Origin of the sequence: Photobacterium minamisatsumaniensis (assembly GCF_050336695.1) — a bacterium.
Lineage (GTDB): Bacteria > Pseudomonadota > Gammaproteobacteria > Enterobacterales > Vibrionaceae > Photobacterium > Photobacterium minamisatsumaniensis.
In genome coordinates this window covers 92,149-114,699 of the sequence record NZ_JAKJSI010000030.1, presented here as the reverse complement: position 1 = coordinate 114,699, position 22,551 = coordinate 92,149, and the positions used below count along the sequence as shown (strand labels likewise).

23 protein-coding genes are annotated in these 22,551 nt (G+C 40.9%); 15 read left to right on the top strand and 8 right to left on the bottom strand.

The annotated features are described in order from the left end of the window. Positions 1–252 precede the first annotated feature (252 nt). Positions 253–714: a TetR/AcrR family transcriptional regulator gene (locus L4D78_RS16900; protein ID WP_428458489.1), complete on the top strand. Its 462-nt coding sequence runs from the start codon at positions 253–255 to the stop codon at positions 712–714. A gap of 192 nt (positions 715–906) precedes the next feature. Next, on the top strand, positions 907–1,098 hold the full coding sequence (locus L4D78_RS16895) for a YtxH domain-containing protein (protein WP_428468025.1): 192 nt from the start codon (positions 907–909) through the stop codon (positions 1,096–1,098). Between the two features lie 117 nt (positions 1,099–1,215). On the opposite strand, the gene L4D78_RS16890 is transcribed toward L4D78_RS16895, so the two are convergent. The 4 genes from L4D78_RS16890 to L4D78_RS16875 all read right to left on the bottom strand — a co-directional run bounded on the left by L4D78_RS16890 (position 1,216) and on the right by L4D78_RS16875 (position 5,731). Continuing rightward, entirely contained in the window at positions 1,216–2,547 is a 1,332-nt protein-coding gene (locus L4D78_RS16890; protein ID WP_428468024.1) for an NCS2 family permease, read from the bottom strand. A gap of 54 nt (positions 2,548–2,601) precedes the next feature. Beyond that, complete coding sequence (locus L4D78_RS16885) at positions 2,602–3,702, bottom strand: adenosine deaminase family protein (RefSeq protein WP_428468023.1); 1,101 nt, start codon at positions 3,700–3,702, stop codon at positions 2,602–2,604. Positions 3,703–3,857: 155 nt separating this feature from the next. Beyond that, the gene (locus tag L4D78_RS16880) at positions 3,858–4,784 is read right to left on the bottom strand and encodes a LysR family transcriptional regulator (protein WP_428468022.1); all 927 of its coding nucleotides are present in this window, start codon (positions 4,782–4,784) and stop codon (positions 3,858–3,860) included. 14 nt (positions 4,785–4,798) lie between these two features. Then, positions 4,799–5,731, bottom strand: a complete 933-nt coding sequence (locus L4D78_RS16875) for a LysR substrate-binding domain-containing protein (RefSeq protein ID WP_428468021.1) — start codon at positions 5,729–5,731, stop codon at positions 4,799–4,801. A gap of 185 nt (positions 5,732–5,916) precedes the next feature. Between L4D78_RS16875 and L4D78_RS16870 the strand changes: the two genes are divergently transcribed. The 3 genes from L4D78_RS16870 to L4D78_RS16860 are packed head-to-tail and all read left to right on the top strand — an operon-like array spanning position 5,917 to position 9,900. Then, a complete protein-coding gene (locus L4D78_RS16870; protein ID WP_428468020.1) occupies positions 5,917–7,425 on the top strand; it encodes a Mur ligase family protein in 1,509 nt (502 codons plus the stop codon). A gap of 58 nt (positions 7,426–7,483) precedes the next feature. Then, on the top strand, positions 7,484–8,680 hold the full coding sequence (locus L4D78_RS16865) for a D-alanyl-D-alanine carboxypeptidase family protein (RefSeq protein WP_428468019.1): 1,197 nt from the start codon (positions 7,484–7,486) through the stop codon (positions 8,678–8,680). A 2-nt stretch (positions 8,681–8,682) separates the two neighbouring features. Further along, a complete protein-coding gene (locus L4D78_RS16860) occupies positions 8,683–9,900 on the top strand; it encodes an MFS transporter (protein ID WP_428468018.1) in 1,218 nt (405 codons plus the stop codon). A 101-nt stretch (positions 9,901–10,001) separates the two neighbouring features. Here L4D78_RS16860 and L4D78_RS16855 read toward each other — a convergent pair whose 3' ends face one another. Then, positions 10,002–10,898, bottom strand: coding sequence for a dihydrodipicolinate synthase family protein (locus L4D78_RS16855; RefSeq protein ID WP_428468017.1), 897 nt, complete (start codon positions 10,896–10,898; stop codon positions 10,002–10,004). 292 nt (positions 10,899–11,190) lie between these two features. Between L4D78_RS16855 and L4D78_RS16850 the strand changes: the two genes are divergently transcribed. After that, positions 11,191–12,069: a MurR/RpiR family transcriptional regulator gene (locus L4D78_RS16850; protein ID WP_428458498.1), complete on the top strand. Its 879-nt coding sequence runs from the start codon at positions 11,191–11,193 to the stop codon at positions 12,067–12,069. 80 nt (positions 12,070–12,149) lie between these two features. Here the strand turns inward: L4D78_RS16850 and nagA are convergent, their stop codons facing one another. Next, complete coding sequence (gene nagA / locus L4D78_RS16845; RefSeq protein ID WP_428468016.1) at positions 12,150–13,310, bottom strand: N-acetylglucosamine-6-phosphate deacetylase; 1,161 nt, start codon at positions 13,308–13,310, stop codon at positions 12,150–12,152. Positions 13,311–13,678: 368 nt separating this feature from the next. Between nagA and L4D78_RS16840 the strand changes: the two genes are divergently transcribed. The 4 genes from L4D78_RS16840 (at position 13,679) to nanQ (ending at position 17,349) form a co-directional block, all read left to right on the top strand. Continuing rightward, the gene (locus tag L4D78_RS16840) at positions 13,679–14,386 is read left to right on the top strand and encodes an N-acetylmannosamine-6-phosphate 2-epimerase (RefSeq protein WP_428468015.1); all 708 of its coding nucleotides are present in this window, start codon (positions 13,679–13,681) and stop codon (positions 14,384–14,386) included. Beyond that, positions 14,383–15,267: an N-acetylmannosamine kinase gene (locus L4D78_RS16835; protein ID WP_428468014.1), complete on the top strand. Its 885-nt coding sequence runs from the start codon at positions 14,383–14,385 to the stop codon at positions 15,265–15,267. Before L4D78_RS16840 ends, L4D78_RS16835 begins: the two co-directional genes overlap by 4 nt. Positions 15,268–15,310: 43 nt before the next feature. Further along, positions 15,311–16,804, top strand: a complete 1,494-nt coding sequence (locus L4D78_RS16830) for a sodium:solute symporter family protein (protein WP_428468013.1) — start codon at positions 15,311–15,313, stop codon at positions 16,802–16,804. A gap of 77 nt (positions 16,805–16,881) precedes the next feature. Beyond that, positions 16,882–17,349 carry an N-acetylneuraminate anomerase gene (nanQ, locus tag L4D78_RS16825; protein ID WP_428468012.1) on the top strand — a complete coding sequence of 156 codons (468 nt, stop codon included), beginning with the start codon at positions 16,882–16,884 and terminating at the stop codon, positions 17,347–17,349. 73 nt (positions 17,350–17,422) lie between these two features. On the opposite strand, the gene L4D78_RS16820 is transcribed toward nanQ, so the two are convergent. Further along, positions 17,423–18,214, bottom strand: a complete 792-nt coding sequence (locus tag L4D78_RS16820; RefSeq protein WP_428468011.1) for a M48 family metallopeptidase — start codon at positions 18,212–18,214, stop codon at positions 17,423–17,425. An 82-nt stretch (positions 18,215–18,296) separates the two neighbouring features. On the opposite strand from L4D78_RS16820, the gene L4D78_RS16815 reads away from it, so the two are divergent. The 4 genes from L4D78_RS16815 to L4D78_RS16800 all read left to right on the top strand — a co-directional run bounded on the left by L4D78_RS16815 (position 18,297) and on the right by L4D78_RS16800 (position 20,837). Next, a complete protein-coding gene (locus tag L4D78_RS16815; RefSeq protein ID WP_428468010.1) occupies positions 18,297–18,737 on the top strand; it encodes a hotdog fold thioesterase in 441 nt (146 codons plus the stop codon). Next, entirely contained in the window at positions 18,734–18,967 is a 234-nt protein-coding gene (locus L4D78_RS16810) for a DUF3389 domain-containing protein (protein ID WP_428468009.1), read from the top strand. The genes L4D78_RS16815 and L4D78_RS16810 overlap by 4 nt, the downstream gene beginning before the upstream one ends. A gap of 241 nt (positions 18,968–19,208) precedes the next feature. Then, positions 19,209–20,099, top strand: a complete 891-nt coding sequence (locus L4D78_RS16805) for a phosphotransferase (protein ID WP_428468008.1) — start codon at positions 19,209–19,211, stop codon at positions 20,097–20,099. 108 nt (positions 20,100–20,207) lie between these two features. Then, on the top strand, positions 20,208–20,837 hold the full coding sequence (locus L4D78_RS16800; protein ID WP_428468007.1) for a putative ATP-dependent zinc protease: 630 nt from the start codon (positions 20,208–20,210) through the stop codon (positions 20,835–20,837). Between the two features lie 82 nt (positions 20,838–20,919). Here the strand turns inward: L4D78_RS16800 and L4D78_RS16795 are convergent, their stop codons facing one another. Further along, positions 20,920–21,735, bottom strand: coding sequence for a DUF2797 domain-containing protein (locus L4D78_RS16795; protein ID WP_428468006.1), 816 nt, complete (start codon positions 21,733–21,735; stop codon positions 20,920–20,922). 288 nt (positions 21,736–22,023) lie between these two features. Between L4D78_RS16795 and L4D78_RS16790 the strand changes: the two genes are divergently transcribed. Then, positions 22,024–22,470: a c-type cytochrome gene (locus L4D78_RS16790; RefSeq protein WP_428468005.1), complete on the top strand. Its 447-nt coding sequence runs from the start codon at positions 22,024–22,026 to the stop codon at positions 22,468–22,470. The last annotated feature ends 81 nt before the right edge of the window (positions 22,471–22,551 follow it).

Here is a 22,551-nt window from a genome sequence, read left to right as displayed (position 1 = left end):
TGTTTCTATTATAGTTATGATAATTTTAAGCTAGCTACAGGTGTTTTCGTAAAACGGCTTTTTCGTGAGGAAATGGTGCTACGAATAGCTAGTAATCAGAATATTATTCTGTAATACTGATTTGATATTATGACTAGTTTAATGCGATACACGTCGCATGATACTGTTATTTAAAGGTTAAAATGATGCCTTACGCAAAAAAGTTTGCGTTGGTTTTTTGTCGATTGAAGAGAACGATAGAGTCAACCCCTTATGCCGAAGCGTAGTAAAGAAGATACTGAAATCACAATTCAAACGATCATGGATGCTGTTGTTGATCAAATTTTGACGCTAGGTTATGACAAAATGTCATATACAACGTTAAGTAAACAAACGGGAATTTCTCGTACCGGTATTAGTCATCACTTTCCCAAAAAACAAGATTTTGCGAATGCATTAGATGGCCGAATTTTCCGATTATTTGTTGAAAAGTTAGATCTAGATAACGGAATTGATGGATTCAGTGCAAGCTGGGTTGCTGCTTTAGATGACGAAAAATTTCGTGCAACATTACGTTTGCTCTTCCACCATATTGCGGCAGCCGAAGTAACCAACGAGTTTTCTAAGCGTGGTATTGAGCGTTTATTTAGTATGTGTACTGAACGTTTTGGTATGGATAGTGTAAAAGAACTTGAATGGTTATTGGGTAAATCACTTATTAGCCTCGTTCGTTAGTTCTCTCAGTCAAACACCGTAAAGCAGCCTTAGAGGCTGCTTTGATGTGATTGGTCCCATCAAATTGCGTAAAATATCACCATTTAGCTAAGTTTAACAATACAATGACGAGTATTATTTTGCTTGTTGTGCATTGTTATAATTCTTATGTATATAATGTCATTGTTGTTCGTAATATAAAAAGAGAATTACATGCTTAAATATATTGTTATCGCATTAGTTGGATTTGGTATCTATGTGGGTGTAACGTATAAAGATCAGATTGAAGATCTAACTAATTCACGCTCACTCGAAGAAGTACAAGATGCGTATGAAGATATGAGCGACAAAGCGTCAGATACTGTCAGCGACTTAAATAACAAATTAAAAGAACTGAAAGAGTAGCGGGTAAAGTGCTTTATATTTAAAGCCAGCACGTATTATCGTGCTGGCTTTTTTGTTTGTACGGCCAGGTGCTTTAGGTGCATTTAAAATGCATTATCTGAAATCAGGATTTAGTAATTAATGCGATGAAATAATATAAAAATAGTAAATCATTGACGAAGCGATGACATAGACTGACCAGTGATCTTCTTTATAACGACCTGTTGCTAGTTTTAGGAAGGCATATACCAACATAGCAGCGGCAATACCATTACCAGCATTAAAACTGAACACGCTCATTACGACACAGACGAATGCTGGTAAGTACTCGGTAATATCATCGTAATTAATTTTCTTCATTGAACTCATCATCACAATCCCGATATACATTAGTACGGGGGCAGTGGCCGCCGTAGGGATCATGCCTGCGAGCGGCGCTAAGAATAACGTTAGGCAAAAGCAGGCTGCTGTAACGAGGGCAGTAAAACCTGTTCGTCCGCCAGACTCAACACCTGCTGAACTTTCAACATACGTTGTTAATACCGGGCATGAAAATAGTGCACCGACGGTTGTTGCCGTTGAATCGACATGAAAATTCTTCTCTATACCGGGTAAATTACCGTTTTTATCAAGATAGCCTGCTTGAGCACCTAAACCTAACATTGCGCCGAGGGTTGAGAAGAAATCAGGAATAAAAAAGGCGAGTAAAAAGGGCAGGTAGACAGGGCTAAGCGCACCGATAACATCCAGCTCAAACATCATTCCATCCATGCTACCAGGCATGCTGAAAAAGTTTTCGGGAACAGAGGTAATACCGAGAGGGATACTTAAAATAGTGGTGATAATAACGGCAATAATAATACCGCCTTGTACTTTTCGTGCAGTAAAGAAAAGTACCATGAAAAAGCCAACAATAGCGGTGACTACATCAATAGATGCTAAGTCTCCAAAAATAAGCACGTTTTTACGTGGGTCGGCAATGACAATACCAGCTTGTTTAAAGCCTAGTAATGCGATGAATAAGCCAATGCCTACACCAACAGAAACTTTTACACTGTGTGGAATAATACGAACTACGAAGTCTCTTACACCAAGGAAAGAAACTAGCATAAATAAGACGCCACTTATAAATACTATGCCTGCAGCGATACTCAGGGGAACATCATTGCCAAGCAACGTAAAGGAGAAGATAGCGACGCTACCTAGACCAGGGCCTAAAACAAAAGGGCGGTTGGTATACAAAGCCATGGCAATCGTTGTGACGACTGTCATTAAAACCGTCACCGTTAGCGCACTGCTAAATGGTATCCCCCCTTTACTCAGCATGCCGGGCACAACAGCAATCATGTAAGCCATGGTGGCAAATGTTGTTAGACCCGCAATAATTTCGGTTCTTAAGTTAGTATTATTACCTTTAAAATCAAACCATCGAGCAATACTAAAGCCGGGTTTGTTAGCAACAGTTTCCATCGGGATCCCTCTGTATGTTTTATGTCTTGCGACTTTATTCATTTAAAGTGCGAGTTAGCGGCGATACTGAATGAGTTGTTCAGCCTCGATACTTGGTTCTTCAACTAAAGAAGATCGCAAGTTGTCAAATGCTACTCCCCACGAATCTAGCCATTGCTGTTTAATGGATTCAGGCATCCAGCTGGCATGTATGCTGTTCACCATCATTTGACGTAAACTGTCTAGATCAAAACCAAAATCTTCAACCATGACCCTGTAGCAATTTGCGCTGGTGGTATTATGAATGTGCCAGTCATCAGTACAAGGAATAATATTTAGACCAGCTTTTGCCATTGCACGTATTGGGTGATGTTGTGACCACTCTTTCCGTTCAGGCCATTGCGTGAAGTAATACGTATTAGAAGGAATAACGGTAAAAGGTACACCTTGAGCTGCATACTTCTTAGTCAGCTCTGGATTATCGATGATGGTGTAGCCATGATCGATGCGGTCAACATTGATAAGCTCAAGGCCTGTTTCTACATTGCGCCAATGTAGACCGAATTCTGAACAATGGGCTGTGAGCTTTAAGTTATTGTCACTCGCGAGTCGGTAGGCTTTCCAGAAATTTTCAACAGGCGCATTATGTTCTTTGTAATCAATGCCTATGCCAAGTACATAAGGGTGAGGGAAGGCAATCATGTCCTCAACCATTTCAACGGCTATTTCGGGGGCTTTTTCTCGATTTATAGAGGGGATCAATCGGATGATTATCCCCATATCACGTTCAACTTGATCTATTGCTTCAGTCAGTGCGATTGTTGCATCACGATATGAAAGGTCCGTGTCACTTGGGTTCCAGAATGTCTCGATATAACGTACACCGCAAGCGTGAGCATCCTCGGCGACTTCGACTAATACTCGGTAGTAATCTTCAGGTTCACGCATCAATTCATATAAGAAGGTGAGCGCTTCAATACCGCCTTTCACGATCCCCGTTTCATGCTGATGGGCACGGTAATAGCACTTTGCCTCAGTCTCAGATAACGGAATATTGTACTTGCTAGCAAAATGCAGCATTGTTTCAAGGCGAACACCGCCAAGAAGGTGATAGTGCAGATCAGCCTTAGGAAATTGATGATAAAACTGATCAAGAGTTATTGGTGTAGAAGTCACTGTTTTCCCTCTGACGCAACAATTTGCGCAAACGTTTGCCTTGTGGTGAGTATCTACCTCTCTCAGTTATAAGTGAAATGCAAATATTGATACGTTAGTGCCGAATTGGCACCAGCGAGGTGTTTTAGTGCCAAAAAGAAATGGCTAATGCAAGTTTAAAGGCTGTCTGGCTGCCAAGGATAATTGATTTGCCAACCAGATTTTACTTGATTGTTAAGTGCGGACCATAAGGCTTCTGCATCTTTTCTTAGTGGTGCAGAATTTCGGTAGAGCCGAATTTGGTAGGGTAATCGGTATATGTGCGGTGCAATAGCTACGAGTGACTTATCGTTAAGTTCTTGTTGTATTTGCGTATCTGGTAGCCATGCGACGCCTTTTGCCCGCAAAGCCATTTCTTTGTGTAATTGACACATAGAAGACTCAAAGACAGGAAAGGTATTGAGTTGAGCTAGTTTGGGTTGGTATTGCTCTATAAGACGTGCGCTATAGGATTCTGCACTATATCGAATAATGGGGGTTTGGCTTGTTCGCGGATCAAATAAAGGATTACCGTCATCATCGGTTGCTGAAACAAGTAAGAAGTTTCCATGGCCGATACATAAGTTTTGAAACGGCGGCTGAAGCAGCGATAAAATTTCAAAGCCAAGGAAGAAATCACAGTTGCCTTCGGTAAGGGAACTAACGGCAAAATCGACCCGTAATATATCAACTGAAAAAGTCAGATCATGTTCAATTTCACTGTGTTCAATGAGGTTAAGTAACGTCGGAGACGACAATGAATGAGGCGACGCAATGCGTATAGGGTTGATAAGAGGCTGTTCAATTCCGTTAAGTAATTTAAGCCCTTCTTCCATTTGTGAGACAATGTTTCTTGCAACATTTCTGAATTGCCTGCCTGCAGGCGTTAGACTTATCGGTGTCGTTGAGCGGTCGATAAGCGTTTGACCAATTGCCTTTTCCAGTGCCCGAATATGACGACCAAATGCAGGTTGTGTGATATGGCGAGCTTCAGCTGCACGCGAAAAGTGCTGCAGTTCCGCAAGCATTAAGAAATCTTCTAGCCATTTGGTATCTAGGTTCATTTATTTTGTCTCCCTTACTTACGCAGTGCGGTTACTTTTGTTTGAATAACGTTTTGTACTTGGCTCATTAACCATTGCGTTTTGGGGTGTTGCCGATCCCGTTTTCGACTTAGCATGTCAATATCAAAGTCTGGTATAGGAATTGGAGGTATGCAGGTTGTAACCGTGTCACCAAATAATTCAGAACGTCCAAGCATCTCTGCCATCACACACAATAATCGCCGCCCAGTAATCATGTGACGTAACGTTAAAAAACGCGTAGAGCCAAGAACAACGCGACGTTGTTTGTTCATATCAGCGAGGGTGATATCAACGGGACTTGAAAGCGCTTGGTTTGCACTAATAACCAGCTGTGGCGTTGCAAGATACGCATCTAAACTGATGGGTAGTGAAACATTAAGCTTTTGATTATCAAATAGACACACATGGCTTTCACGGTAGAGAAAGGTTCGGCTTAAGTGTTCTGATTGTGTTTTAAATACCCCAATGGCTATATCGATAGATCCACTTTCTAACGCTTGCTCGCAGTTTCCCGAGTCGATGGCCTGAAACAAAATTTGACACAGAGGCGCTTCTTTAATGAGGAGGTCAAAAATATCTGGACCAAAGACTTGTTCGGCATAATCTGTTAGCCCGATAGTAAACTTATCTTGAAATGCTGACGGTTCAAAGATAGGTGGCTGCAGTATCTCATTTCGAATAATGCTTAAGACGACGTTTATTTTTGGCTCAAGCTCGATAGCACGGCTTGTTGGCACCATGAGGTTACCTTGGCGTTCGAAAAGAGGATCCCCAAGTAGAGTACGTAATCGCTTTAAGTTATAGCTTGTTGCAGGTTGGCCTAAGTGTAGTCGTTCAGAGGCACTAGAAACACTTCTACAAATCATCATTGCCTCAAAAGTCAGAAGCAAATTGAGGTCTACGCCTTTCCAGTTAATTTTATCCATCTCATTTAGCCTGTGAATAAATACATTTGAATGGGTCAGTAACCACAAGGGTATCAAAACCACTTATAACTTGTATTGATTTATTCGATTTCACTGATTTAATCATATTTTCTACAATCGTTATTCACTTAACATGCTGGCTAACACTTCTACCGTGTTACCGACTTTAGCGATAGAACGATGATATGAACACATGTAACACCACAGTGCCTAATAGTCACAACACAGAAGATAACAGTGTTAAAATGTCGCCACTTGAGCAGTTACAAGCTCTGGCAATAGCCGCTTTTAAAACACATAGCCAAAAAATCAACCCAGGTGATGTCTTTGTTTGTCGTCAGGGGCTAACTTGGGATAGTCATCGTTCGGCGACAGATGCTGTTAAGCAGGGAGCGATAGCCGTTATCGCGAACCGGCACCTTGATCTTAATGTGCCATGTATTGTTACCTCTAGCCATGCCAGCAGCATTAACCTAATTAACCAATATTTTAATTACCCCCAAGATCGAATTAAACATATTGGTGTTACAGGCACAAATGGTAAAACGACAGTATCTTATTGCCTACAGCGTTTACTGAATCAAGATAGTGACTCGGCTTATACCGGTACATTGGGCAGCTATTTCGGTGAGCACTTCTATCCACTTGATAATACAACGCCTGACGCCATTACCTTGCTAACGCTATTTAATGCAATGCAGAAGCAAAAGATAACCAGCCATGTCATGGAAGTAAGCAGTCATGCATTATCACAAGATCGAGTGAGCATTATCGATTTTGAAGCAGTACTTATTACTAATATTGGTACTGACCACCTGGATTATCATAAGAGCCGAGAAGATTACATACAGACTAAACTCAGATTAATTGATCGTTTAAAGCCTTATGGAGCTGCAGTCATTAATCTTGATGATGCACTAGCACCAACAATGATTGAGCGATGTCGTTCTCGTGCCAATGTCATCACGTTCAGCCTTAAAAACCCCAATGCAGATCTCTATGCCAGTCATTTAAAAGCAAGTTGTGAAGGTAGTGAATACACCGTTACATTTAAAAAGCAGGACTATGCGGTAAAAACAAATCTTCCGTTTATGTTCAATATTGAAAATACAATGGCAATGCTTGCCATGATGGTTGCACTTGATGTACCTGTTGAATCAGCAGTTTCAAGGTTGACTAAATTACAGCCAGCCCCTGGTCGGAGCGAAGTCTATCGCTTGCCTAATCAAGCAATGGCCATTATTGACTATGCACATAATTACGACAGTTTGTCGAACTTATTCAACAATGTACGTAGCCAAAGCTTTGGAAAAGTCTATACCGTGTTAGGTGTAACAGGTGATCGCCTTAGTGATGCTGCAGCGATTGGTAACCTGTGTAGCAAGCACTCTGAGCACGTTTTCTTTACAACTGATAATCCATTAGGTTTTTGCCAAACTTCCATATTTAGTGAATTGACAAGTCAAGTGTCAGGTAAAAATGCCACCGTTATTGAGGACCGTGGTTTATGTATAAAGGCTGCAGTTTCTTATTTGAAGAAAGGAGATGTATTACTCCTTTGTGGTAAAGGGGATGAAAAGCACCAATATGTCAGTGGAAATAAAAATGAATATGTTCAGTATATTGGTGATTACGCGGCGTTAATGTTAGCCACCAAGCAGGATGTTGAATCTGCTGTGGAGCAGCGCTTATAAAAACAATTTATTTATTTTTAATAAAAAGAGAAGTAGGTAATAACAAAGAGAGCTAACAGTGAAACTAATAAYAAAAAATATTAAGCGCATTTTTATCGGTGTCACCATTGTACTTGTTCCAATTACGGGGTGGGCACGTTTTGTTCCGGATGTTCCAGAAGTGGCAGCGAAAGGTTATGTACTCATGGATTATAATTCGGGTGATATTCTGGCTTCTGAGAATATAGATCAACCAATGGCACCTGCTAGCTTAGCAAAAATGATGACGGCATATATTATCGGTCAGGAAATTAATAATGGTCGTTTAACACTTGAAGATGAAGTGGTTGTTAGTGAAAACGCATGGTCAGTGAACTTTCCAGAATCGTCGAAAATGTTTATTCAGCCGGGTGACACAATACGTGTAGCCGATTTGGCCAGAGGGATCATGGTGCAATCAGGGAATGATGCTTCTGTTGCTATGGCAGAGCATATTGCGGGTACAGAGGAGGGGTTCGTTAGTTTAATGAATAGCTGGGCCCAAACGATAGGGATGGATAATACACGTTACATTAATGCGCATGGTTTAGATGGTGACGGTATTTCAACATCACCAAGAGATATGGCCATTTTACTGAAGCGACTGATCCAAGATACACCTGAAATCTATGCTATTTATAAAGAGAAGAGCTTTACTTGGAACGAGATTACTCAATATAACCGGAATAAATTGTTGTGGGACCGATCATTAGATGTTGATGGCGCGAAAACAGGGTATACACCTGAAGCAGGGTACAGTTTAACGACATCAGCGACTGACGGACGAATGCGATTGATCTCTGTCGTTATGGGAGCGGGGGATCAGCAAGCCAGAGAGTCCGAGACGCGTAAGCTACTCAACTATGGATTTAGATTTTATGACACCAAACCTGTTGCCCTGAAGGGGGACATACTTGGAACCGACAAAATTTGGATGGGTCAGGAAAATGAAATTAGTTATAGCGTTGGTAGTGATGTGTACTTAACATTACCGAGACGTTCACAAGGCGGGCTACAAACGGAATTCCAATTACCCGATGCTTTTATCGCACCAGTTACGCAGGGGGATGAAATTGGCACAATAATATGGACAGTCGATAATAAAGTGATAAAGGAAGCGCCGCTAGTTGCGACGAATACAGTTGAGCCTGGGAGTTGGTATAACCGTCTGCTTGATAGTATAACGTTAAAAATTAAATCATTACTTATGAGCTTTTTTGATTTTGTTGGGCGGTAAGTATGGCGACAGAAACATTAACTGCATCGTCATCGATGTGGAAGAATAAAACGTATATCAAACTGCTTAGTGCACAAGTTATTTCTTTGGCTGGAACGGGAATTAGCTCGATTACATTGGCATTGTTGGCGTGGGATCTTGCTGAAGAAAATGCGAGCGCTGTATTAGGTATCGCTTTTGCGATAAAAATGATTGCTTATGTAGGCTTAGCCCCTGTTTTTGGTGCGATTGCACATCAATTGCCACGAAAACAATTAATGTTTGGGCTAGACATAGTCCGGGCAGGTCTGGTTCTTTGTTTTCCTTTTGTTACCCAGAACTGGCAAATTTATACACTGGTCTTTCTTATAAATGCATGCTCTGCAGGTTTTACCCCTTTGTTTCAATCAACGTTGCCACAAGTACTACCTGATAAAGACCAATACGTAAAAGCGCTTTCGTACAGCCGACTCGCCTATGATTTGGAGCAAATTATTAGCCCATTGCTTGCTGCGTCTTTACTCTTAGTCTTGGGTTTTCGTCATTTGTTTTTTCTTAATGCACTTACTTTTATTGTGTCTGCTGTTTTTATCATTTGTTGTGTTTTTCCGATATTACGACCCGTAAAACATGGTCGTGGCGCATGGAATAACTTGAAATATGGGATACAGTCATATTTGCAAGTACCTCGTTTACGGGCGCTTTGGATGGCTTATATTGCAGTATCAAGTGCGAGTGCCATGGTGATAGTTAATACCGTTGTGTATATCAATGAAGTGCTTGCTGGTGGTGATAAACAAACCGCGTTAGCGATGGCCATTGTAGGATTTGGGTCGATGACTGCGGCACTTAAAATACCAACATTGATTGGTAAATATCAGATACGAACATTTATTATCACGGGCACTGCAGGTATCGCCTTTTCATTACTATTTACGAGTTCTTTGCCAACCTGGGTAGGTTTTAGCATTTCTTGCTTTATTCTTGGTATGAGTATGGCCTGTATACAAACACTGGCAGGTGTATTAATTACACGTTCATGTGAAGAGCACGATTCAGCTGCATTTTTTGCCGCTAACTTTTCACTTTCACATTTATGGTGGTTCTTTACATACCTACTGGCTGGGTGGAGTAGTACGGTACTTGGATTATCAACGTCTTATGTATTAATGGGGATGTTGAGTGCGATAAGTTTTCTACTCGTTGTGCGGTATTTCCCTAAGTCGGGAGAGGTTAATTAACAAGGACCTAATATTGTGATGTAAAAACGGCAGAGAATTTACTTCGCTGCCGTTTTAGAGATTATGGTTTTATACCAAGCTTTAGTGGTATTTAGACACTATTAAAGGTTAATAAAACCAGCTTGTGTCATTTTCTCAACCACAATCGCTTTCTGCTCATCTGTTAGCGGTGTTAGAGGCAGACGAGGATCACCAGCATCAATGTTATGCAGTGCCATTGCTGCTTTACCTGCTGCAACACCACCAAATTCTACCAATACACGTATTAATGCAATAACACTGTCCATATCTTTATAAACAGCATCCATAGCGCCAGCGTTAAAGTCGTTAATAACTTTATGGAATAGCGGAGCGGCGTAGTTATAAGTACTGCCTACAGCACCAATAGCACCAACAGCTAGTGCACCTGGTAGGAATTCATCAACACCGAAAGGGATATCGAATTTACCATCGCAAGCACGTAGACAGCGTTGGTATTCATATAAGTCACCACTGTTAAACTTTAGGCCGTATAAGTTAGGAATACGGTTTTCAGCCTTGATTAAAAATTGCTCCATGTCTAGATTAACGCCAGACATACCTGAGTGGTAGTAGTAGAAACCTTTAGATGGTGCAGCTGCTGCAACTTGAGCACAATATTCAACAAGATCATCAACAGAACCTGGTTTGAAGAAACACGGACCAATTGCTGATGTAGCGAAGATATCAAGTGTTTCAGCGTGGCGGGTCAGCTCTAAAGTATCAACAATACTCAGCGCGCCAGTGTGAACCGTGATTTTCAGTTTACCTTGTGAAGCGGTAACCCAGCGCTCTGCGATAGCTTTTCTTTCTTCAACAGAGCAGTGAATGCCTTCGCCTGTTGTGCCACAAATATATACGCCATTGACGCCGTCGTTGATCAAATGCTCAGCAATCTGATCAATGACAGGTAGGTTAACTGTACCTTCGGTAGTGAAAGGTGTGTGTGGGGCAGCGATAAGGCCTGTTAGCTTTTCCATAAAGTAATACCTGCTAGTTGAAGTTAAACTTCATAATTCAGAGTGATTCTGGAGTTTGAGTTTATTCTATGGAGTAAAGCTTCATGTGGCAATCAGAGATAGCTTAATTTTATCGTCGTTATCCAAAAATGTGACATAGCTTACAAACTTCATTTATTCTGCCAGTAGGAGCTTCATTAGTTAGAATAGGTAATAATTTGTTAGCGTGTTGTGGAGTATCACTTCACAAAGCGTTATTCTCGTGGGAAGATAATCAACAGTTTACATAAATTACCATTGCGAAGGTGTAACGATGGCCTCGAAACATACTCCAGATCCAGTTAAAGCTGGAAAAGTTCTTGATATGATGGGAAGCCTGCATGACAGCTTTACTCCATCTGCGAGGCGTATCTCCGAATTTGTATTAAAAAAGCCAGCAGATGTTACCAAGTTATCCATCGCAGAGTTGTCTCAGGCGGTTAATGCGGGAGAAGCAACGATAATCCGTTTCTGTCGTACCCTTGGCTTCAAAGGCTTTCAAGACTTCAAAATGGAGTTAGCCATTGAGCTATCGAATCAAAATCAAAGCGAAAAGTCGATTTTAGACACCGATGTTACCGCCGATGATAATGCTGAACTCATTGGGCAGAAGTTGCAGAATACGCTGAACAACGTTTTGACTGAAACGCTTAACTTATTAAGCTTTGAAGCGCTTGAGCAAGTGGCAGAACAGATACGTAAGTCAAATGCAGTGTACTTTTTTGGCGTTGGTTCATCTGGTATTACAGCAGAAGACGCTAAAAATAAATTCATGCGTATTGGATACAATGTTGATGCTTTAACAAATAATCACTTTATGTATATGAAAGCATCGCTGCTCAAGGAAGGGGATTTAGCGATAGGAATTAGCCATTCTGGTAATTCTGTAGAAACAAGTAAAGCGTTGCAGTTAGCGAAAGAAGCGGGCGCAAAGACTGTTGCATTAACGCATAACCCTCGTTCAACAATCAGCCAGTACTCTGATTGGGTATTAGTCAATGGTAACCGGCAGGGACAGCTGCAAGGTGACTCCATCGGAACAAAGATAACTCAGTTATTTGTTATCGATCTCATTTATACCCTGCTGGTAAAAGATGATGTGTCAGGTGCGCAAGCACAGAAGCTTAAAACAACCCAAGCTCTTGAAAACTAAGAATAATGTTTATTTAAATATTATCTAAAAAAGTGACGCTAAAAAGCGTCACTTTTTAAATGGTAAAAAAGGGGTTAACGTTAGTCAGCAATGAACTGTTGCCCCATCTGATAAACACTGTGAACTTTATTCTCGGTGGTTAATAGGGTCAGATTGGCTTTGTATCCTGATTGAATAACACCGTAGCTGTCATTAATGCCTAGTGCTTGCGCAGGGTATAAACTCGCCATTCGCAGAGCTTCTTCTTTTGAAATGCCGACATGGTCTATTAGGTTATTTACGCCATCAATCATCGTGAGGGCAGCACCTGCAATTGTTCCATCTTTATAATGACACTTTCCTTGTGTAACAAATGCCTCTGTACCTGCCATATCATACATTTTCATATTCGTGCCAGCAGGAGTAACAGCATCTGTTACTAAGAAAAGCTTCTCTTTAAGAACATTTTTGGCTATTCGAACCGAAGCATATGAAGCGTGTATACCATCAACGATGATACCTGCCGCGGGTTGTTTTTCGAATATATACCCTACAGCACCTGTTTCTCTCGAGCTCAGTGGTGTCATTGCATTGTAGAGATGTGTAGCCATTGTAATACCTTGCTTTTCAACAAGCTGCTGATAAGTGGCGTTGGTATGACCCATAGAAACCGTAATGCCAGATTCAATAAGGCAGTTGAGTGCATCTTGGCTTGTGCGTTCTGGAGCAAGTGTTACGACTTTTATTATATGGCTAAATTTTGCTAGTGCTTTTGCCGCTTCTAAATCGAGCACTCTGATAAAGTCGGCGTTATGCGCCCCTTTTTTCTCATAGCTGATAAATGGCCCTTCAAGGTGAAGCCCTAAAATACCTTCTGATTCAATTGAGGGGATCGAATCGATTAAAGCGATAGCCTCATCCATGTCGTTTGCCGAACTCGTAATTAGGGTGGGCAAGTATTGGGTTGTTCCATGGGCTAGGTTAGTTTTATTAATGGTGTCTAAAGTGGCTTTACTAATATCGGTATTGAAAAGAACACCGCCACAGCCATTTAGCTGAACATCAATGAAACCTGCGGTGGCCAATAAGCCTTCACAGTTGATCTGTCTTTTAGGTAATTGTGTGATCTCATTCATTGGTATGACACTTTCTATCGTATCACCACAAATAATAACTGCTTGATTCTGTAACGTAGAAGAGCCGTCAAATACACTAATGTTTGTTAGGGCAAACTCATTGTTTTCGGTGGTAGTAATAGGCATGTTTCTTTCCATGTGATGAATTTCTGAACAGGCGAAGTTGTTTGTAATGCGAGGCTTCTTTACTGGTGCTGTTAGTAATCCTGGGTGGAGTCAAACTTCTATGAGTGAAGATTATAGTCAATTACACTTCATTACAAGCTCGAAAACGATAGGTTAAGTCTCATTTTATTCAAGTTGTGGAGTTTAACTTCTGTTTGTAAATGGAAGATAAGTACATATTAATCGCCGAATTGAGGCGGTTTAAGTAAGTTATAGAAAAAAGTGTGGCGTTGATCTCTTTTCTTGATCGTTAGTGTTGAAGTAAAACTCCATGATGTTAATTTGGAGCCCAACTTCGTAGTAATGAGATTTGTGGAGTAACGCTATATATGAATGGCATTGCAGAAAAATGTATTAATGCATTACAACAAGGCTTTGTTGCCTCTTGTCAGCCTGTTGATAATGGTCCGATGGACTCGCCTGAAATTGTGAGTGCGATGGCACAAGCAGCGGTTGAGGGTGGAGCTGCCGGTTTACGTATCGAGGGTATTGCTAATCTTAAAGCGGTCAGAGGGAAAGTATCAGTTCCAATCATTGGCATCGTAAAGCGTGATCTTGAGGGAACAGATGTACGTATCACTCCTTACTTAGATGATGTTCAAGCACTTAAGGATGCTGGCGCAGATATCATTGCGATTGACGCAACTAACCGTGTTAGACCAGAAACAGTAGAAGCGTTGGTCAATAAAATACACCAGCTTGGTTGTGTAGCAATGGCAGATTGTTCAACGCTTGAAGAAGGGCTTTACTGTAGAGAGCTTGGTGTTGAAATTATTGGTTCAACCTTATCCGGTTACACTGGAGGACCAGTACCTCTTGAGCCAGACTATGTGTTAGTTGAGCAACTATCGAAAGCAGGCTGTAATGTAATGGCGGAGGGGCGTTATAACTCACCCGAACTTGCTCGTATGGCAATTGAAGCTGGAGCATTTTGTGTAACAGTCGGATCTGCTATAACGCGAGTAGAGCACATTTGTCAGTGGTTCCACACAGAAGTGGAACAAGGGCGAAATAACAAAGCAAAGGCAATTGCATGAATACTTTCCTAGCTGTTGACTTAGGCGGAACAAAGATAGCCGCAGCTTTGATTAGTAACAATGTTGTTCTTCAACGAGAGCAAATAGCAACACCATCAGCAAAATCGCCGAATGAGCTAACCAAGGCGTTAAGCTTACTGCTAACCCCATTAGTAAAGCAGGCTGATATCGTTGCTGTAGCTTCTACTGGCATTATTGATAATGGCGTATTGAATGCATTGAATCCAGCGAACTTAGGTGGATTGAATGCGTTTCCTCTTCAAGCGGTAATTCAGGAAATTACAGGGCTAGAAACCATTGTTATCAATGATGCTCAAGCTGCCGCATGGGCGGAATATCACGCGTTAACACAACCTGTAAATAACATGGCCTTTATTACTGTTTCGACAGGGGTTGGAGCAGGTTTAGTTTTAAACGGTGAATTGATGGTAGGTTCACGAGGGATCGCTGGCCATGCTGGCCACATGCTTGCTGACCCGAATGGCCCTGTTTGTGGATGCGGAAGAACTGGCTGCGTGGAAAGCATTGCATCTGGTACAGCCATTGCTCGCCAAGGTGAAGCATTTTTCGGAACAGGAATATCAGGAGAAATTGTATACCAGAAATATTTATCTGGTGACTCCAATGCTGAGCTCATTATTCGCCAGTCGGCAAAAGTTATCGCTAATTTGATAGCTGATCTTACGATCAGCCTTGATTTAGACACTGTTGCCCTAGGTGGAAGTGTTGGGCTAGCTAAAGGCTACCTTGGATTAGTTAGACAGTATCTTGAAGAACAACCAAGTATTTATCAGCCCGATGTGATCGCGGCAGTTACAGGGGCCGATGCAGGACTTATCGGCGTGTCAAAGTGGGCTGAAAACACCGCTTTGAAATCATAATCAAAATTTATTTTACCTCACCCTACACTTAGAGGAGCTACGCATGGAAATGCATGCATTTGGAAGTCTTAACTATGTTGTTTTAATTGTTTATCTGACAGCGATTATGCTTGTTGGTGTTTACTTTGCGAAACGACAGAAATCTGCGGACGATTATTTTAAAGCTGGAGGACGGATCCCTGGGTGGGCTGCTGGTATTAGTGTCTTTGCTACGACCTTAAGCTCGATTACATTTATGTCTATTCCGGCAAAAGCATACACGGAAGATTGGACATTTCTGATTGGCCAATATATTGCCATCATTATATTACCGTTTGTCTTTATTTATTATATTCCATTTTTCCGTAAGTTAAATTTAACATCCGCTTATGAATATTTAGAAAAGCGATTTGATGTTAAAATGCGATTGTTTGCCAGTATTTCGTTTATGCTGTTTCATATTGGTCGTATTGCGATTATCACTTATTTAACAGCGCTAGCGTTAATGCCATTTATTGATATTAGCCCGTTAACGATCGTGTTCTTGATTGGCGTACTGTGTATTGTTTACACCTTCCTTGGTGGTATTGAAGGCGTGATCTGGACTGATGTTATTCAAGGTATCATGCTGTCATTAGCTGCAGTTGTGATCTTCGTAATGATTTGCTTTAACGTTGATGGCGGTATTACCGAAATATTCAGTATGTCAGCTGAAGCAGACAAATATTTCCCTGCTGATAAATTTGCTTGGAGTTGGTCTGAGAGTACCATTCCAGTGTTAATGATTGGCTTCTTATTTGCGAGCTTACAGCAATTCACTGCTAGTCAGGATGTTGTACAGCGTTACATTGTTACAGACTCTGTTGAAGAAACGAAAAAGGCACTGGTTACAAACGCTAAGCTAGTTGCAATTATCCCTGTATTCTTCTTTGCTGTTGGCGCTGCTTTGTATGCTTATTACACGCAAAACCCACAACTACTACCAGAGAACTTTAACACCGGTGGTATCTTACCTTTCTTTGTTATTTCTCAAATGCCAGCAGGTATTGCAGGATTAATTATTGCCGCTATTTTTGCAGCTTCACAGTCTAGTATTTCAAGTAGCTTGAACAGTATCTCTGCTTGCTTTACGTCAGATATCTACGCCCGCTTCGGTAAAAAGAAGACACCAGTAGATTGCTTGAAAGCAGGTCGAATGGTAACAGTTTGTGCAGGTATCTTTGGTGTGATTGCCTCTACTTACTTAATCATGGCGAACGAAAGTGAGCTTTGGGATGCATTCAATAGCTTAATCGGTTTGATGGGTGGACCAATGACTGGTTTGTTCATGCTTGGTGTCTTTGTACGACGTGCTAATGCCAACAGTGCTCTTGTTGGTGTTATTGCCGCTGTAACCTCAATCCTAGTTGTTCGTTCAGCGACAGACCTTAACTTCTTCTTCTATGGTGTTATCGGCACATTAGTTGTAGTGATTGTTGGTTACTTAACTGCTCCATTGTTTAAAAATAGCCATAGTAAAGAAGAAATTGCTTCTCTAACTATTCAGCGTCAACAGTAATCAGATTTAGTTAAAATCCCCCTAGAAGGCTTAAGTCACGTTACTTAAGCCTTCTTTTTTGTATAGGATAAATTCAAATGATATTAGCGCACTTAGATAAACTGGAAACATTTTCATATTTACCAACAGCGATTGTTGAAAGCTTAAATCATCTTAAAGGTCTCGACTTAAATGAATTAGAGCTAGGCAAGCACACTGTTAATGGCGATAAAGTTTTTATCAATGTTATGGAGTTTGAAACGGGTAATAGTGCCGATAAGCAGGCTGAAGTACATAAAGAGTATTTAGATATTCAACTGTTAATTCGCGGTGAAGAAAGAATTGAGTTTGGTTTACCGTCAGAGAAAAACCCTATCAGTAAAGAGTATGATGAAGGTGACGATTATTATTTAGTTTCAGATATTAATGCTCAAGCATCAATCGAACTCGAGCCAAAAATGTTAGCGATTTTCTTTCCGGAAGAACCACATAAGCCGGGCTGTTATATTTCAGGCGGTGTGAAAATAAAGAAGGCGGTTTTAAAACTGCATAAAAGCTTAATTTAAAGTACTTTAATGTTAGAACTAAAGGCCAACTCTTCATCGTTGGCCTTTAGTTGAGAGGATTAAAAATACATTATCATAAACGACAATTTGGTTTCGCAGTTGACGTTTTAGGTAATCGTGCTATCTCTGCTCGTAAATCATCAATACGGGTATCATGTGATGGGTGAGTAGATAACAGTTCTGGTGGCTGGTTTCCCCCTGATGCTTTCGCCATGCTTTTCCATAGACTCACACTTTCATTTGGGTTGAAGCCGGCTTCTGCCATAATCTGGAGGCCAATAATATCTGATTCTGATTCTTGTGCTCGCCCATAAGGCATCAGTACGCCATATTGAACGCCAAGTCCTAATCCAGCCATTGCAGCATCATGATATTCAGTACCATTAATGGCCATACTGGAAACTTGCATACCGATGTTGGCAAGTTGACTACGTGATAGTCGCTCGTTGCTGTGATGAGCAAGAACGTGGGCGATCTCATGACCAATTACTGTAGCCAGTTGATCTTGGTTTACAGCGATATCGAGTAATCCTGTATATACGCCAATTTTCCCACCGGGTAGGGCAAAGGCATTGACTTGTTCACTATCAAAAACCACCACCTCCCATTGACCAGCCGTTTGGCTGCTGCCCACGCGTGCTGTTAAAGCGTCCGTAACACATTGCACATATTGGTTTGTACTTGGGTCAGTATAGATTTTTTCTTGTTTTTTCAAATCATCAAAAGATTGTGCGCCGAGCTGAGACATGTCTTGCTCTGAAAATAGCAGAACTTGCTGGCGTCCTGTTGGTGAACTGCTACATGCAGTAAGAAAAAGCGATGTAGTGATTATACTGGTTACAAAAAGGTGCTGTTTAAAATTCATTGATGATTCCTTTCATTCAATCCTAAAATCACGATAGCATATTGTGTATCATCATTAAAAATATGAATGTACGGATAGTGTAATGACAATCTGGAAAAAAAACTTCACGTTAGAGTCGTTGAATCAAACTTCAACCAATACGCTGGTTGAGCACTTAGGCATCGAGTATGTCTCTTTTGATGGCGGTAGCTTATCTGCTGTCATGCCTGTTGACTCGCGCACTCATCAGCCGTTGGGTATGCTGCACGGCGGCGCATCTGTTGTATTGGCGGAAACGTTGGGTTCTATAGCGGCAAACTTATGCGTTGATGAAGGTAAGTACTGTGTTGGCTTGGATATTAATGCCAACCACATACGAGGTATGCGCAGTGGCCTAGTAAAAGGCACGACATCTCCGATCCATATCGGTGCAACAACGCAGGTTTGGCAAATCGAAATTGTCGATGAGAGAGAACGATTAGTGTGTACCAGCCGTTTAACCATGGCGGTGATGACACATAAGAAGAAAGAGAGCTTACAATGAATATTACCTTTTCTGAAGGTCGAGTTATCGCAAACCAATATGAGCTAGTCGTAAGATTAAATGGTAATGCTCGTGTCATGCTGCAGGCGATGGTCGATGATGTTACGCTGATGGGTAAAGGTGCCAATGTCATTACTGCAATGGGCAGTGGTGTGAYTTGGTCCGTTAAACTTGATAACACACAGCAACTTGAACAAATCGCTCAATCGTTGGGAATCGCTATTCAATAACGTTTTCAAATATAGCCCTCTAATGCGTTAGGGGCTTTTTCCTCTCCCATATTAATCCAATATCAATCCAATATTTAGTGGGATCATTAGCTCATTATTGACCATTTTGACCTGTTTTACTGGCACTTAATGTTTTTGTGTAGCATGCTAGTGTTATAAATAAACATAATAAATTCATGACCTTGAGGGGTATTCCTCAAAGGGATAGTTGTCAGCTCAACAATGGTAATAAGGATTGTCAATGAATAAACCTCAGCTAAAGCATATAGCTGAATTAGCCTATAGAACATTGTTTCGGCAGGCTCCTGATTTATGTGAAATTCAAGAAACGTTTTATGGTTGGGTTGTTTTTTTAGCGTCAGAAAAAGGGCGTGTTGTTGTAAAATTTTCCCGTGAAATTGGTCGATTAAGAAAAGAAGTTGAAGGGCTAGGGCGATTAAGAGAGGCTGTGTCATGTAAAGTACCTGAGGTGCTTTTTTTTGGGCGTGAGCAAGGCTATAGCTATTTAGTGCTGGAGTGGGTTGATGGTGTATCAGCGCATCAGCTTCCTACTAATAAAGAAGCGATACAGACATTTAGCCATAGTTATATTGATATTCTGTTGTCTTTGCACGATGTAAGTTCACCAGAGGGATTTGAGAATGATCATGGTGAATTTGAACCACACTTTACCCATGCGTTCGAACAATGGATGGCACCTGTTTATCGCTATGTAATGAGTGATGGTTCGCCTTTTTCTCCGGAGTTAAAAGAAAGCTATCTTCAGTTGTGGGAGATGAAAAATCGAATACTGACTTCTATGTCACCACAAAGCTCTCTCGTACACGACGATTGTCATCTCGGAAATGTGTTATTTGATCCTAAAACCTATAAAGTGTCAGCCATTCTAGACCCTTGTGATGTCGGTTTTAAGCACCGTGAAATGGATCTATTTCACTTGTATGATGTTCGTCCTGAATTGAATTTAGTGGAAGAGTATACGCAGCAACACCCAATAGATGATGAGTTTACTGTTCGGCGTTGGTTTTTTAGTTTGTGGGATGACGCAAAGCATAGCCGAAATATGGGGTGGTATGATGAAGCTTGGCTTCAAGATAAAGTCGACAAATTTAATCGTTGTTATTATCAATAAGTAGTGGTTTGAAAAGTTAGCTATATGACTTATTCTAGCTTACTAGGGTTTATACTAAATATTTGGTATATATTGAATTATATGGATGTACGAGGGATAAGTAGAATAATGAAAAAAATAGCCCCACTTTTTATGTTTTTATTACTCTCTGGTTGTGCGCAACAAACGTCAGAAGTAACAGATACAATCCCTGAGAAAGAAATAGGTGGAACAACTGATCCTATTACCCCTCCTGTTGTTATCGAGCCTGAAGTGCCTGTAACTCCGGACAAGACGCCTGAAATTATTCCAGAGCCGAAGCCTGAGATTAAACCTGTTGAACCGATAAAGCCTGTTGTGACCAAGACTGATGATGGTAAATTAATTCTTGGATCAGAAGAGTGGATTTGGTTATCGCCCGCTAACCAATATGTACGTGCTCGTGTCGATTCAGGTAAAAAGATTTCAACTATTGGTGTTAGCCAAATTCAAGCATTTGAGCGTGATGGCAGAGATTGGGTGAAATTTAACGCTGGTGGTGATGCCATTGAGCTACCAGTTGAGCGTTGGCTAAGGAATAAGACCAATGATACACGCCAAGCGGTAGTGAAGTTACGTGCAAAGCTTGGTGAGTTAAATGAACTAACGGAATTTTCGTTAACGGTTGGAAAGGGCATTATTTTAGGTGGCAATTTTATCAAAGACGTTGCTGTGGTCGACGGCCAACGGAAATACGTTCAACCTAAAGCGCCGAAATAATATGACATGAATGTAATTTTTTAATCTTGATGTTATAAAAAACGGCTGCCTACAGCCGTTTTTTGATCAAACTATTTTAAATTTAAGGCGTTTCTACCGTCACTTCATAACTGGTGAATTTTCGAATGTTGATTACACCAGTATCAAATATTAAGTATTGTCCCTTTATGCCGAGTAAAGTCCCTTGAACAACAGGTTCTTTATCGAAATTATGAGAGCTGATTTTGGTTGGATACTGCTCGACAGGGTACTTAATATCGACGACTTCTTCATGAAGTTTTTCTACTGCATCCTCGCCATACAATTCAAGCAATTCATTCAACTTGTTTTCAATATTTGGTAATAAGCGTTCAGCTTCTTCTTTTAATGGTAATGGCTCATTGTCACCCTTAAGCATTGCACGCCAATTTGTTTTATCAGCGACCATTTCAGCCAATGCAACTTCAGCTAGGCCCGAGATCTGACGTGTTTTTACTTTTAGGATCGCTAAAGCTTGTGTTGCCCCTTGATCTATCCAACGAGTTGGCAGCTGAGTATGGCGGGTAATACCAACTTTCAATCCTGAAGTGTTTGATAGGTATACATAGTGAGGCACCATACAGTTAGCTTCACCCCACTCAGGCTCACGACATGTGCCTTGTGCATAGTGGCAGGTTTCTGGCTTCATGATACACATATCGCAACTTGCCAGCTTTTTCATACATGGAAAGCAATGGCCTTGCGAGTAGCTTTTTTTGGTTTTCTTACCACATGAGCTACAGAAAATATTTCCAGTGTGAGTTAACTTGAGTGATTTACCTATCAGTGGATTCAATGATAGCTGCTCATCACCAACAGGAAGTGAGTATTCTACTTGATCGCCGAGTGACGACTTCATTTTACTAAGTGTACCGTGCATGACTTTGCTCTTTATTATGTTGTATCTATTGATAATACCAGCCAGTAACTTTTATCGCTGCTGTTTCGTGTTCTTGTGAGCAACATCTAACCAATCGTTATTGTTTTGTGCGGTTATTGTAAATCTTTGTAAGTGTAAAGAGCTTGTTGTTTACAGGGGTTTGCATCTTGGTATCATTTACGCAGTATATGCACCAATGATGAAGGATACGAGGTGTGTGTTAATAATTAGCWAAATTACACCTTCATTATCAAGCAGTAATATCAATAATAATAGGGAAGTGAGTCAATGAAAAAAATACTTTTAGCAGGACTAGTGTTAACCGCTACTAGCATTTCAGCCAGCCCATTTGAAAAACCATCWGATGCAATTGAATACCGTCAGTCAGCATTTACCATGATTGCTGCTAACTTCGGTGATTTGGCAGAAATGGTTAAAGGTCGAAAAGACTGGGACCAAGATCAGTTTAGTCAGCGTGCGACATTTATCTCTCAGTTAACACTTATGCCTGAAGAAGCTTTTGCGGTAGAAGGTTCAGACAAAGGTGATACAAAAGCTAAGCCTGAAATTTGGTCTGATTGGGACGGTTTCACCGCTAAGTTAAACAAGTTTCAAGGTGATATGGCGAACCTAGCGAAAGTGTCGCTTGAAGGTGATGAGCGAGCAACGAAGCGTGCTTTTGGCGAGGCGGCAAAGAACTGTAAGGCTTGTCATAGCGATTATAAATATCGTTAATTGAGTCGTTAAGAAAGCTAAGCCCAGTGCCATTAATGACATTGGGCTTAAAATATTGCCAGTACCTGCGGTATATCAAAT